This window comes from Gymnodinialimonas sp. JB5-7, assembly GCF_055693405.1.
The window spans coordinates 1,759,272-1,771,784 of the sequence record NZ_JBVFUX010000012.1; the positions used below are offsets into that span (position 1 = coordinate 1,759,272).

The 12,513-nt window shown below is 59.6% G+C and carries 12 protein-coding genes, 1 tRNA gene and 4 pseudogenes; 7 read left to right on the forward strand and 10 right to left on the reverse strand.

The features are described from left to right. The first annotated feature begins 109 nt into the window (after positions 1–109). A pseudogene (locus tag ACZ1HK_RS17355) lies at positions 110–2,620 on the forward strand (heavy metal translocating P-type ATPase). A 15-nt stretch (positions 2,621–2,635) separates the two neighbouring features. Further along, positions 2,636–3,037, forward strand: coding sequence for a Cu(I)-responsive transcriptional regulator (cueR, locus tag ACZ1HK_RS17360; protein WP_472629745.1), 402 nt, complete (start codon positions 2,636–2,638; stop codon positions 3,035–3,037). 81 nt (positions 3,038–3,118) lie between these two features. Here the strand turns inward: cueR and petA are convergent, their stop codons facing one another. Next, on the reverse strand, positions 3,119–3,697 hold the full coding sequence (petA, locus tag ACZ1HK_RS17365; protein ID WP_472630868.1) for a ubiquinol-cytochrome c reductase iron-sulfur subunit: 579 nt from the start codon (positions 3,695–3,697) through the stop codon (positions 3,119–3,121). Positions 3,698–3,914: 217 nt separating this feature from the next. Between petA and ACZ1HK_RS17370 the strand changes: the two are divergent. Together ACZ1HK_RS17370 and ACZ1HK_RS17375 are read left to right on the forward strand one after the other, a co-directional pair. Further along, positions 3,915–4,365, forward strand: a pseudogene (locus ACZ1HK_RS17370) (DUF305 domain-containing protein); the annotation flags it as partial. A 36-nt stretch (positions 4,366–4,401) separates the two neighbouring features. Then, a complete protein-coding gene (locus ACZ1HK_RS17375; protein ID WP_472629746.1) occupies positions 4,402–5,148 on the forward strand; it encodes a MauE/DoxX family redox-associated membrane protein in 747 nt (248 codons plus the stop codon). A 25-nt stretch (positions 5,149–5,173) separates the two neighbouring features. Here ACZ1HK_RS17375 and ACZ1HK_RS17380 read toward each other — a convergent pair whose 3' ends face one another. From ACZ1HK_RS17380 to ACZ1HK_RS17390, 3 genes are read right to left on the reverse strand one after another with little or no spacing between them, the layout of a single operon-like run. Further along, a complete protein-coding gene (locus ACZ1HK_RS17380; RefSeq protein WP_472629747.1) occupies positions 5,174–5,281 on the reverse strand; it encodes a DUF2274 domain-containing protein in 108 nt (35 codons plus the stop codon). Next, entirely contained in the window at positions 5,247–5,411 is a 165-nt protein-coding gene (locus ACZ1HK_RS17385; protein WP_472629748.1) for a DUF2274 domain-containing protein, read from the reverse strand. Before ACZ1HK_RS17385 ends, ACZ1HK_RS17380 begins: the two co-directional genes overlap by 35 nt. Continuing rightward, the gene (locus ACZ1HK_RS17390; protein WP_472629749.1) at positions 5,408–5,767 is read right to left on the reverse strand and encodes a TrbI/VirB10 family protein; all 360 of its coding nucleotides are present in this window, start codon (positions 5,765–5,767) and stop codon (positions 5,408–5,410) included. Before ACZ1HK_RS17390 ends, ACZ1HK_RS17385 begins: the two co-directional genes overlap by 4 nt. Positions 5,768–6,183: 416 nt before the next feature. On the opposite strand from ACZ1HK_RS17390, the gene ACZ1HK_RS17395 reads away from it, so the two are divergent. Next, positions 6,184–6,993, forward strand: a complete 810-nt coding sequence (locus tag ACZ1HK_RS17395; protein ID WP_472629750.1) for a recombinase family protein — start codon at positions 6,184–6,186, stop codon at positions 6,991–6,993. Beyond that, positions 6,899–7,837, forward strand: coding sequence for a recombinase zinc ribbon domain-containing protein (locus ACZ1HK_RS17400; RefSeq protein WP_472629751.1), 939 nt, complete (start codon positions 6,899–6,901; stop codon positions 7,835–7,837). The genes ACZ1HK_RS17395 and ACZ1HK_RS17400 overlap by 95 nt, the downstream gene beginning before the upstream one ends. 39 nt (positions 7,838–7,876) lie before the next feature. Here ACZ1HK_RS17400 and ACZ1HK_RS17405 read toward each other — a convergent pair. The 6 genes and pseudogenes from ACZ1HK_RS17405 to ACZ1HK_RS17430 all read right to left on the reverse strand — a co-directional run bounded on the left by ACZ1HK_RS17405 (position 7,877) and on the right by ACZ1HK_RS17430 (position 11,946). Beyond that, a tRNA-Met gene (locus tag ACZ1HK_RS17405) sits at positions 7,877–7,953 on the reverse strand. Positions 7,954–8,016: 63 nt separating this feature from the next. Continuing rightward, a complete protein-coding gene (locus ACZ1HK_RS17410; protein ID WP_472629752.1) occupies positions 8,017–8,580 on the reverse strand; it encodes a UTRA domain-containing protein in 564 nt (187 codons plus the stop codon). Between the two features lie 289 nt (positions 8,581–8,869). Then, positions 8,870–10,808: pseudogene (acs, locus tag ACZ1HK_RS17415) on the reverse strand (acetate--CoA ligase). A 149-nt stretch (positions 10,809–10,957) separates the two neighbouring features. Continuing rightward, positions 10,958–11,539: an ester cyclase gene (locus tag ACZ1HK_RS17420; protein ID WP_472629754.1), complete on the reverse strand. Its 582-nt coding sequence runs from the start codon at positions 11,537–11,539 to the stop codon at positions 10,958–10,960. 42 nt (positions 11,540–11,581) lie between these two features. After that, positions 11,582–11,635, reverse strand: a pseudogene (locus ACZ1HK_RS17425) (hypothetical protein); the annotation flags it as partial. After that, complete coding sequence (locus ACZ1HK_RS17430) at positions 11,614–11,946, reverse strand: hypothetical protein (RefSeq protein ID WP_472629755.1); 333 nt, start codon at positions 11,944–11,946, stop codon at positions 11,614–11,616. The gene ACZ1HK_RS17430 and the pseudogene ACZ1HK_RS17425, both read right to left, overlap by 22 nt. Before the next feature lie 189 nt (positions 11,947–12,135). Between ACZ1HK_RS17430 and ACZ1HK_RS17435 the strand changes: the two genes are divergently transcribed. Beyond that, positions 12,136–12,480 (forward strand): hypothetical protein, encoded by a 345-nt coding sequence (locus ACZ1HK_RS17435; protein ID WP_472629756.1) that lies wholly within the window; start codon positions 12,136–12,138, stop codon positions 12,478–12,480. Positions 12,481–12,513: the final 33 nt, after the last annotated feature.

Below are 12,513 nucleotides of genomic sequence, written 5' to 3' on the forward strand. Positions count from 1 at the left end.
ACCTTCCTTTACTGGAAGGTCAAATGAAAAACTTCCTTGACCTTCCAGTTAGTGGAAGCCCTATCTCAATTACAACATGCTAGAGGCCCGCTGCGGTTAGGAGAAACACATGTCTGGAACTGCCCTCTCGATCACTGGAATGAGTTGCGCGTCATGCGTCGGCCGGGTCGAGCGCTCGCTCTCCGAACTTCCGGGGATTGAGAACGTGCGCGTCAATCTCGCAACCGAACAGGCGGATTTCGATGCCTCTGGCGCGTCGGCGATTGCCGCCGCGTCGAACGCGCTGAGTGAACTCGGATATCCTGCCCGCACCGAAACGATCACTCTCAATGTGGCGGAGATGTCTTGCGCGTCCTGTGTTGGTCGGGTCGAACGGGCCATTCTTGAGACGTCCGGCGTGGTGGGTGTCAGCGTCAATCTGGCGTCCGAGACCGCTCGTGTGACCTATTTCGACGGCGCGACAACTCCGAAATTCATCGCCAATGCGGCCACCGAGGCGGGCTATCCGGCGCAACTGGCGGTGGCAACGCCCACGAAAGATCGAGTCTGAAGAGAAAGAGGCCGAAGCAGAAGACGCGCGTCGCAAGACGATCCTCTCAGCGGTACTGACGCTCCCGGTCTTTTTGCTGGAAATGGGTTCGCACCTCTTCCCTCTATTCACATGCTGATTGGGTCAACGATCGGCCATCAGACCAGTTGGCTGATCCAGTTCGCGCTAACCACGCTGGTCCTCTTTGGTCCGGGCCGTGGCTTCTACCTCAAGGGCTTCCCCGCTTTGTTGCGCGGCGCCCCCGACATGAATTCCCTCGTCGCGCTCGGGACCTCGGCGGCCTACGCCTATTCGTTGGTCGCGACCTTTGCCCCGGCGATCCTGCCCGAAATCGCGCGTGCGGTTTATTTCGAGGCGGCGGCGGTCATCGTCACCCTGATCCTTCTGGGACGGTTTCTTGAGGCGCGGGCCAAGGGCCGAACCGGTGCGGCGATCCAGAAACTCGTCGGACTCCAGGTGCGAACAGCGCGGGTTTTGCGAGATGGAGAAGCCTTTGACATCTCGGTCGATGAACTTGTGTTGGGTGACATCCTCATAGTGCGCCCTGGCGAACGGATCCCCGTCGATGGCGAGGTCGTCGAAGGCAGAAGCCACGTGGATGAAAGCATGATTACCGGAGAGCCGATCCCATCCGAAAAAGCACCGGGCGATCCGGTGACGGGCGGCACCGTGAATGGGGCAGGCGGCTTCCACATCCGCGCAACGCGCGTCGGGGCCGACACGACGCTCGCTCAGATCATCCGCATGGTGCAGGACGCGCAAGGCGCAAAGCTGCCCATTCAGGCGTTGGTCGACAAGGTCACGATGTGGTTCGTGCCCGCCGTCATGGTGATCGCCGCGCTGACAGTGGCGGTCTGGCTCTTGGTGGGGCCGGACCCGGCGGTGACATTCGCACTGGTGGCAGGTGTGTCCGTCCTGATCATCGCATGCCCCTGTGCCATGGGTCTTGCAACGCCGACATCGATCATGGTGGGAACAGGGCGGGCCGCGGAAATGGGGGTGTTGTTCCGCAAGGGGGATGCGCTTCAGGGACTGACCTCCGTTGATGTTGTGGCCTTTGACAAGACCGGGACACTGACCGAGGGTCGCCCGGAACTCACTGATCTTGAACTGGCGCCTGGCTTCAATCGGCGCGACGTTCTCGCAAGCCTGGCCGCGGTCGAGGCGCAGTCAGAGCATCCGATTGCCGAAGCCATCGTTCGGGCCGCCAAGAACGAAGGTTTACCGACACCGACGCTCTCCGACTTTGAGGCGCTTGCCGGGTTTGGTGTGCGCGCGACCGTCGCGGGCCAGGATGTGCTCGTTGGTGCCAATCGCCTGATGGAACGATACAGCGTCGCCTTGGGGGCATTGGACGCTTCGGAAAAGGCGTTGGCGTCTCAGGGGAAGTCCGTCCTCTACGCGGCCATCGACGGAAAGATCGCCGCCCTTGTCGCCGTATCCGATCCGGTGAAACCGGCCAGCGCCGCCGCCGTGAAAGCGCTTCACGCGCAAGGTCTGCGTGTTGCCATGATCACGGGCGACAAAGAAGCCACGGCGCGCGCGATCGCGGCCGAAATAGGGATCGACGATGTGGTCGCCGACGTCTTGCCCGAGGGCAAGGTTGCAGCCCTGACCGAATTGGCAAAAGGGGACCGCAAGGTCGCATTTGTCGGCGACGGCATCAACGACGCACCGGCCTTGGCCCATGCTGAAGTCGGCATCGCCATTGGCACGGGAACAGACGTGGCCATTGAATCCGCCGATGTCGTCCTGATGTCCGGTGATCTAACCGGCGTCGTGAACGCCTTCGAAGTGTCGCGCCGCACGATGCGCAACATCCGCCAGAACCTTGTTTGGGCGTTCGCATATAACACGGCCCTGATCCCGGTAGCGGCTGGCGTCCTTTACCCGGTCCTTGGCGTGCTGTTATCGCCCATCTTTGCGGCGGGCGCGATGGCACTGTCCTCGGTGTCTGTGCTGGCCAACGCGCTGCGTCTGCGTGCGGTGCGCCCGATCATGCAGGAAGCCAGCGCGCCCACCGCCCCAGCAGAGCCAGTTTCACATGAGCACAAGATGGCCGCTGAATAGCTTGGAGGTTTTGAGATGAATATCGGTGACGTTGCCGAAGCATCGGGGGTCCCCCCGAAGACGATCCGCTACTACGAGGATATTGGTCTTATCCGTCCTCTGAGAAGCGCGAATGGCTACAGGACCTTTCGAGACTCCGACCTGCACAAACTCGCCTTTTTGGGACGCGCACGGGCACTTGGGTTTTCCATCGCTGATTGCCGGAACCTCCTGGCGCTCTACGAAGACGACACGCGCACCAGCGCCGAGGTCAAGGATATCGCAACGGGCCATCTGCAAGAGATCGACAAGAAGATCGCCGATCTGTCGGAAATGCGCGCGACGCTCTCTGAACTGGTGGCAAGCTGTGCAGGCGATCACCGGCCGGATTGTCCCATTCTCACCTCGCTGGCCGAAAGCAACGAAGCGACGGTTTGAAGCCAAGGTTCTTCAATCACGTTGAAGCAGACCTGCTAAAGAGTATCCCGCGCGACGCGGGATATGACGCGTATCACGTGCTCAAGCCGGGCTTTCGCCAAGGATGAGCGTAAGATCGTCAAGCAGCGTCAATTCGGGAATGTGCAGGTTTTCGGGCGCAGGACCACGTCGGATGCGCCCTGCAGTGTCGTAGTGAGAGCCGTGACAAGGGCAGAACCAGCCCCCGAAATCGCCCGCCCCATCCCCGAGGGGGACGCAGCCAAGATGGGTGCACACCCCGATCATGACCAGGAATTCGGGATGATCCTGTACTTCGCGATATGCATCTGTCGCTAAGCTACCGTCCGGTGCATTGGGGTTTCTAGAGGCCGGGTCAGGCAAATCCTCCACGGCCTGCGACTGCGCTGCTGCGATTTCCGCATCTGTCCTATGCCGAATAAAGACCGGTTTGCCGCGGAATTCCACCGTAAGCTGGCTACCAACTGCAACGCCCGAGATATCCACGCGTATAGACGCCAGTGCCAAAACATCAGCGCTTGGGTTCATCGAGGCGATCAAGGGCCAGACAGCGGCACCGGTGGCGACTGCTCCAAAGCCCCCTGTTGCATAAAACAGGAAGTCTCTTTTTGACGGGTCGAATGGCTCTGCTGCGTCATCCATTTTCAATTCATGGCTCCTTCCATCGCTGGAAGGTCAACCAAAACGTGAGTCGCAACTTTTTTCTCAAAAACGGCGGAACCTTCCAGCGCTGGACCCCCGTTTAAGCAGCAATCCATGCGAAAAGGAGTTAAAAATGGCTTTGTCAGATAGCACATCGATTGCCCACGACACTCACCAAAAAACTGGATCTCGTGAGAACGATCACGGATCTTCCTACATGCGCTTCTTTGCCATGATCGCGACCTCGACGGTCATCATGTTCGGCTTGATGTACCTGAATACCTACGCGTTCGAGCACTTCTACTTCAGTGAAACGCGCTTCTACATGACCGGCATAATGGCTGCGACCATGGCAGTCGTCATGCTGACCTTTATGCTTGGCATGTATAAAAGCAAGGCCGTGAACGCGGCGATCTATATTGGCGCGATTGCGCTCTTTGCCGGATCCCTCTGGCTGGTCCGAAGCCAGACGACCGTGCAAGATGTCGCGCTGGATGCGGGCCATGATCCCCCACCACTCCATTGCGATCCTAACGAGTGAACGCGCCGAATTGAGTGACCCCCGTGTTCAATCACTCGCCCAAGACATCATCGAAGCGCAGCGGCTCGAAATCGCAGAAATGGAAGCGCTGATTGCCGACCTCCAGGGTGGGCCTGCTGCAACGCCCGAAGTTGACGGCCGCTAACAAAAAAGGAGCTTTGCAATGCTGGATGGATCGCAAACCCGGAAAACGGCACAGCTCTGGCGGATGGTCATGCCGGACCATGAATGCCCCTACGGACTAAAGTCGAAGTGGTTGCTGGAAAAACAGGGCTACGACGTCGAAGACCGCCATCTGACCACCCGTTCGAAAACTGATGCGTTTAAAGCCGAACACGGGGTCGAGACAACGCCGCAGACGTTTATCGATGCCGACCGGATCGGCGGCTATGATGCGCTGCGCGAACACTTCGGTGATGAACCGGCATCCGAGGATGAAACGACTTATCGACCGGTCATTGCCCTGTTTTCAATCGCCGCTCTGATTGCCGTCGCAATCACTTGGATCGCACAGGAAACGGCATTCGTCCCGCAAACAATTGCCTGGTTCATCGCAACCGCCATGGTCTTGCTGGCATTGCAGAAGTTGCAAGATGTCGAGGGTTTCTCGACCATGTTCCTCAATTACGACCTGCTGGCGAAACGTTGGGTGCCGTACTCCTACGTCTACCCTTTCGCCGAAGGTGCGGCGGGCGTGCTGATGCTGGCGGGCGTGCTGCCATGGCTCTCAATTCCTGTTGCGCTGCTTATCGGAACCGTTGGTGCGGTCTCTGTCTTCAAGGCGGTCTATATCGACAAGCGCGAACTGAAATGCGCATGTGTCGGCGGGTCGTCGAATGTTCCGCTTGGTTTTGTATCATTAACTGAGAATCTGATGATGATCGGAATGGCGGTCTGGATGCTCTTGTGATGCGTCTTACGTGTCTCACTATGCTTTAGGTGCTCTTACCGCTGTTTTTGAGGCTCTTACGAAGACGCCGAAAGGCGCGATCACCATGCATAAACTTCTCAAGCATGGGTGACACGAGCCCGAATTGGTTCATGCTTGTTGTCTGACCCTCGGCTCAGTATTTCGGCATAGTCGCTCAAGTCTCGGAAAACTTCAGGAAAGAGTTCTACCGTAAGTTTGATTGGTTTTGGGTTCGGAATCTCAGTTAGTCGTAGTTTCGTCATCTCACTTCTCCCAAAGGCTCTAGGATCAGGTCGCGGGTGACCATGACGCGGACGGGGAAGCCAGGGCGGATGGTCAGTGTCGGCGGGACGGCGAGCTGTTGTCGCACGATCTCGTCCCCCGTCTGCCCGATCGTGTCTTGTGCGGCCTCGCGGATGGCGCGGGCGACGTCATCCTCGCTTTCGGCAACGCGCTCAAGGCCCAGGTTCAGGATCGTGGCGAGGCCAGCGGCTAGGAAGACGCGACCCCAATGGTAGGCCACCCGGTCCTGCAGGCCGGACACATTCGCGCCGCGCGACACATCCACCTTGTAGCCGCCGCTGATGTTACGCCCGGCATCGACAATCTCGGTATTCATAAGGGAGCCTCCGCGACGGGCGACCGGGAGCCACTCTCTCGACCTCCAAACCCGTCACGGGAACAGGCGGCACGCCTGTCACTTTTGATATCCGATCCTGAAAGTTCGAATGCTTCGTCGGAATCCGACCATCCGATTTGCACGATTTCGGTGCCTTCTGTGCGATCCTTCTTGTGCGGTTCTTTACGCGGTCATTCGTCAAGCTCAGCTTGCCTCTATGGATGATCGCAGGCTTGCACCATCTAAAGGAATTCCCACGTCTGGCATCTCGCCCAAGGCGGCGTCGCTCGGCGGCACACCGCCTACTCTTGACGAAGCCCTGATAAAAATTACCCGTGCGCTTGCCAGAGCGGCAGCTCAAGAGGATCATCGAAAAGAGACGCTTTCAGAGGATTGACCCAGGGGGCAAACCCGCAATGACACGCACAGCGATCTATGCAAGGTTCTCAACCGAACTTCAGAACGATCGCTCGATTGAGGATCAACTTCATCTTTGCACGACCCACGCGGCTCGCGAGGGATTGGAAGTTGTCGTAACCTACTCTGATCGCGCACGCTCTGGCGCGTCGGTTCACGGTCGGGATGGCCTTTTGGAGATGTTACAAGAGGCAAAGTCCGGGGCTTTCGATGTGATCTTGGTAGAGTCGCTCGATCGATTGTCGCGCGACCAAGAGGACCTTGCCGGGATCTGGAAACGTCTGACCTTCGCCGGTGTCGAATTGCGTGCAGTGCACGAGGGTAAGGCAGATCAAGTGCAGATCGGAGTTCGAGGGCTGTTGGGGTCGCTGTACTTGACGGATCTAGCAAACAAGGTACGCCGTGGTATGGATGGTGTCGTCAGGGACGGACGGCATGCCGGAGGTCGCGCCTATGGATATCGGCCCGTCGCCGGACGGCCAGGCGAGCTTCAAATCGTCGATCAAGAAGCAACCATCGATCGGCGGATTTTCGAGCAGTATGTCGCGGGCCGGACACCGCGGGAAATAGCACATGATTTGAATACTGACCAAATTGCTCCTCCAAGGGGACAGCGCTGGTCTGCTTCGACGATCAATGGCAACAAATCTAGGAACTACGGCATCCTTCTAAACGAGTCTCTATGCCGGACGTTTGGTCTGGAACCGAGTACGCATGCTGAAGGATCCGGACACGGGCAAGCGTATTTCGCGGGTAAATCCCGTAGAGGAATGGAAGCGGGCGGAAGTCCCGCATCTCGCAATCGTTGACGCAGAGATCTTTGATACTGTTCAGGCCAAAAAGGCGCATCGAAGCCACGCCGCTCCGCATCGCTACCGTAAAGCGAAATATTTGCTTTCCGGTTTGCTGAAATGTGGTCTTTGCGGCGGTGGCATGTCTGTGAAGGACCGGGACCACGGGCGCATTCGGGTGCAATGCAGCGTGAGGCGGGAATCCGGCACATGCGACAACAGAAGGGTCCTGTATCTGGATGAGATCGAAGCTTCTGTGCTGTCGGGATTGAAGCGTCACCTCAAGGCACCGCACCTCTTGAAGGAGTTTGCGCGGACCTATCAAGAAGAGCGAGAGCGTCTCGTGGCAGACAAACGAAAATCTCGCACCGGATTGGACGCCAAGCTTTCAAAGACAAAGCGGCTTCTGGAACGGGCGTGGTCCGACTACGAGGCCGAGCGCCTTCCAACGGAGCTAATTGGTGCCAGGATGAAGGAATTGCTTGCCGAACAAAAACAGATCGAGGCCGAACTTGAAGCAGCACCTCAAGATGAAAAGGTAATTGGCCTACATCCCGCGGCCCTTAGCCAGTTCGAGACGTACATCCGGGATTTAGAGTCACTCTTCGGTAATGGAATAAGCGCCGATACCAAGGAGGCGGCAGAACAAATTCGCGGATTGATCTCGCGGGTTGTGGCAACACCAAAAGACAAAGGGTTCGATCTACGGGTTGAAGGCAGACTGGCGGAACTTATGGAGGCCCCAAACCTCTATCCCAACATGCGAATATCCAAGTCGGGGGGATTGATGGTAGCGGAGGAGGGACTTGAACCCCCGACCCAGAGTATCGCGCAAGCGATGCGCGTCGGTCGGGCCACCTGATTTTCGCGACGTCGATCTTCAGGGCGATCAGGGGAGGTTTGGTAGCGGAGGAGGGACTTGAACCCCCGACACGCGGATTATGATTCCGCTGCTCTAACCAACTGAGCTACTCCGCCACGATGGCGCGGTGGGTATGCGAGCGCGGGCGATGCGTCAACACGAAAATCGCATCTTTGGGCTTACAGATAGACCAAGCGCGCATCGTCCACGGCCACGCGCAGGATTTGGCGGGCGATCACGCGGTCAGATGCGTCGAAGGCGGCTGTTCTTACCACCAGCAGGGCCGTATGCCGATCCGTCGACAAGGCCACCGATTGTGACATGTCCGTCACTTCGGCCCGCGCATCTGCCCGCACCGTTGCGCAGGCGACGCCGTGATGCTTCAGCAAATCGGCCAGATTTGCCGGAGCGTCTTCATCCAGATTGGGGATCATCCCCAACGGCACGGCAACAGCCTCCAGCGCCGCGCGGGCACCGCGATGCTTCAGCGTGCGCTCCAGAACAGCCACACGGTCGCAGCCCATCGTCTCGGTCTCGGATGCCGTCGCCGCACGGGTTGCCGTACGTCCGCGGAACGGCTCCAGCGCTAAGGGGGCGCCGTCTGGCCCACACAGGACCGGTACTTGCGGCTTGGGCGCGTTGCCATTGGCGGGTGCGGGGGCTTTCGCGGCCACAAGGGTGCCGCGCCCGGGCTTGCGGTTCAGATAGCCCTGGCCTTCCAGCGTGATCAACGCCCGGCGCATCGTGCCCTGGCTAACGCCGAATTCGTCAGCCAGCCTGAAATTCGTTCGGCAAACGCCGGCCGATTTCCCAATCGCCCTTTTCGATGCGGGCGATCATTTCCGTCTCAGTTGCTTTGTATAGCGGTGTGCGGGCCATACCCGGACTCTCCTTTGCGTGCGCAGCAATCATGCCGCATTGCAGCATAACACACAACGGACGTCTCGTCGCGGCTGCCATGCAGCCAGATCATAGACATGGAAAGGGCCGCCCGAACTCAATCAGGCGGCCCATGTCTCAATTGCATCAACGCTACTTGTTCGCGCGGTTTTCGATCAGATCATCAACAACGCTGGGGTCTGCCAGGGTCGATGTATCGCCCAATGCCCCGAAATCATCCTCGGCGATCTTGCGCAGGATCCGCCGCATGATCTTGCCGGACCGGGTCTTCGGCAAGCCCGGCGCCCACTGGATCACGTCCGGCTTCGCAATTGGCCCGATCTCCGTCCGGACCCACGTCTCCAGCTCTTTGCGCAATGCCTCGGACGGTTCTTCCCCCGCCATCAGCGTCACATAGCAATAGATGCCCTGGCCCTTCACGGGATGCGGATAGCCCACCACTGCAGCCTCGCTGACAGCTTCATGGGCGACCAGAGCACTTTCGACCTCAGCCGTGCCCATGCGGTGACCTGAAACGTTGATCACATCGTCCACGCGCCCGGTAATCCAATAGTGCCCATCTTCATCGCGACGGCAGCCATCGCCGGTGAAGTAATAACCTTTGTAGTCACTGAAATAGGTTTTCACGAAACGCTCGTGATCGCCCCAAACTGTCCGCATCTGACCGGGCCAGCTGTCAGCAATGACCAGCACGCCCTCAACACCGTCGCCCTCGATGATTTCGCCAGAGGTCGGTTCAAGAACCAGCGGCTGAATGCCAAAGAACGGGTATTGCGCCGCGCCGGGCTTCAACACATGCGCGCCGGGCAGGGCGGTCATCAGATGGCCGCCAGTTTCGGTCTGCCACCAGGTATCGACAATCGGGCAGCGGCCCTTGCCGATATTGTCGTTGTACCAATTCCATGCCTCGGGGTTGATCGGCTCCCCCACCGTGCCAAGCACCTTCAGATCGCTCAGGTCATAAGGCTCGACGAACGACGTGCCTTGACCCATCAGCGCCCGGATCGCCGTGGGCGCGGTGTAGAACTGGTTCACCTTGTGCTTTTCACACACCGCCCAGAACCGCCCCGCATCGGGGTAGGTCGGCACGCCTTCGAACATCAGCGTCGTAGCGCCATTCGCAAGTGGGCCGTAAACGATATAGGAATGCCCGGTGACCCAGCCGACATCAGCGGTGCACCAGAAAATATCGCCGTCCTGATAGTCGAACGTGTATTGGTGCGTCATCGACGCATAGACGATGTAGCCCCCCGTCGTGTGGACCACGCCCTTGGGCATGCCTGTCGAGCCAGAAGTGTAGAGGATGAACAGCGGGTCCTCCGCCCCCATCTCCTCCGGCGGACAATCGGGAGAGGCCGCCTCGGCCAGCGGCTCATAGCGGTGATCGCGGCCCTCGGTCATGGCCACATCCCCACCGGTCCGCGTCACTACCAGCGCCTGCGTCCCGATTGTGTTGCCGTCCAACGCCTTGTCCACATTGGTTTTCAGCGGCGTCGCGCGCCCGCCGCGCGGGGCTTCATCGGCGGTGATGACCAGCTTGGCTTCCGACCCCATGACGCGCGCGGCCAAGGCCTCGGGCGAGAAGCCCGCGAAGACGATGGAATGGATTGCGCCGATCCGGGTGCAGGCCAGCATCGCATAGGCCGCCTCGGGGATCATCGGCATGTAAAGCACCACACGGTCGCCCTTGCCCACGCCAAGCCCTTTGAGCACGTTGGACATCCGCCCAACCTTGTCGGCCAACTCATTATAAGTGATATGCAGCGCCTCATCGTCAGGGCTGTCAGGCTCCCAGATGATCGCTGTCTGATCGCCGCGCGTTGGCAGATGCCGGTCGATGCAGTTGGCCGACACATTCAGCGTGCCATCTTCGTACCAGCGGATATGCACGTCTTCGTGGGCGTAGGAGACGTCCTTGACCTTGGTATAGGGCTTGATCCAGTCAATCCGCTTGCCCTGTTCGCCCCAGAATGCCTCTGGGTCGGCGACAGAACGCCGCATACATTTCCTCATAACCCGCCCCGTCGATATGGGCGTTCTGCAATAGCGGCGGCAGGGTATCTTTGGGCATGGGCGCGGTCTCCTCCGTCAGGTCCGTTTCGCGGGGCCTCGTCTTCCAGCGGGTCCCGTTCTGATTTGAATCGGGCGGAGTGTGCCGCCGGAGGCCCGTCAGCACAATGGGGCAACGCGCGCGCGAATACAGCGCGGGTTTCGCCTGGGTCAGAGCTGCGCCGCCTCGGCAATCACATCAACGCCCATCTGGTTGAGCAGGTGAATATAGTCCAGCAACACCCAGTTCTCCGCGATCAACCCGTCTGCGCAGCGGTAGAAATCCATCACCCTGAGCGTCAGGGCCTTGTCGGTCGCAGGCACGCCCAGATACGTGCCCTTGTGGGTCATCGTCATCGACGGCCAGCCCGAAACCGCCGCATATGCCCCGTCCCCGATGCGGCAATAGTGATTGCCCCCTTGCCGGTCGGGGAAGGCCTGCAGGAACTGCGCGCGGTGATGGTCGACAAATCCCGGCCAGGTGACAGTCGATCCGATCCCGCCCGGCCCGTACCACGCAAAATCCGGCGCCCATGTGCCGCCTGCGCCGACCTGACCGTCAGACCCGAAGCTGTCCGGGTCATAGACATGAAGCGCGCCCAACATGCGCTCCACCACATCAAGCGAGGCCGCGCCCGCCTCCCGGTTGGCGGGGCACAGCCCGTCTTGCGTGGCGGGGGCCGGAAAGGTGATCGGCGCGCCGTAATGCGCCTCTGCCAAAGGCCAGCGTCCACATTGATGGAGGAGGTCCAACAGATCGACAATGACCCGCCCCTCGACGATCTTGTCACCCTCAACCCGCCAGAATTCGCCGATGCGCAGATAGATCAGCTTTCCGCTGGGCGCGATGCCCCAAAGCGGTGCGGTGAAGAGGCCCGTGACATGCGTGACCGCGCTGACCCATGTGCCGCCATAGTCGCGGCGATTCTGCCCCCGAACACCATCAGATCGCGACGGCGCGGGCCTGACAGGGCGCGCCGCAGTGGCGCTACGAAGCCCTCAACGATGTCATTCGTCCCGTGCAGCACCCCCACCGGATCCGAGACATGTACCTCGGCATCCGGCGCGAATGTGGCGCCCATTTGCGCCTCAAGCGCCTTGTTTTCAACGGTAAACAGCCCTGCCAATTGGCTTTGGATGTGGGGGCGAATGTCTGTCATGGGGGAACTCTTTTGCTTGCCTGCGCGACAGGCTTGCCAGAACGCACAGACTGGCACTAGCCAATTCTTGCAAACCTATGCAAATTCGGCACAGTGAACCTCAATCGGGCCTTTCCTTGGGCGCGAATTGGATGAAGACTGTCAAGGTCACCGGAAAACCGGGGCCGATTAGAACACAGGGAGAAACACATGTTCTTCAAACGCCTTGCCCTTGCGGGCGCGGTCAGCGTTGCAGCCACCGCCGCCTATGCGGACGGCCACGCAACCTGCGACTTTGAAAATACCACCGAAATCACCATGCTCTCGGCCGCGTTCGAAGCCTGGGTTGCCGTCACCGACGGCATGGCGGCGTGCGGCAACTTCTCGCCCGAGCTTGATCAGGAATTCCGCACCAAGCAGCCCGAAGGCTTTGCGGCCGATCCGTCGCTCTACCAGCTGGGCGGTGTGTCCAACGGCACGATCACGCCTCTGCTGAATGCAGGCACGATCCGTCCGCTCGACGATCTGATTGCGGCCCACGGCGATCGCAGCTGACGCCAAACCAGCTGATCCAGATCGATGGCCAGA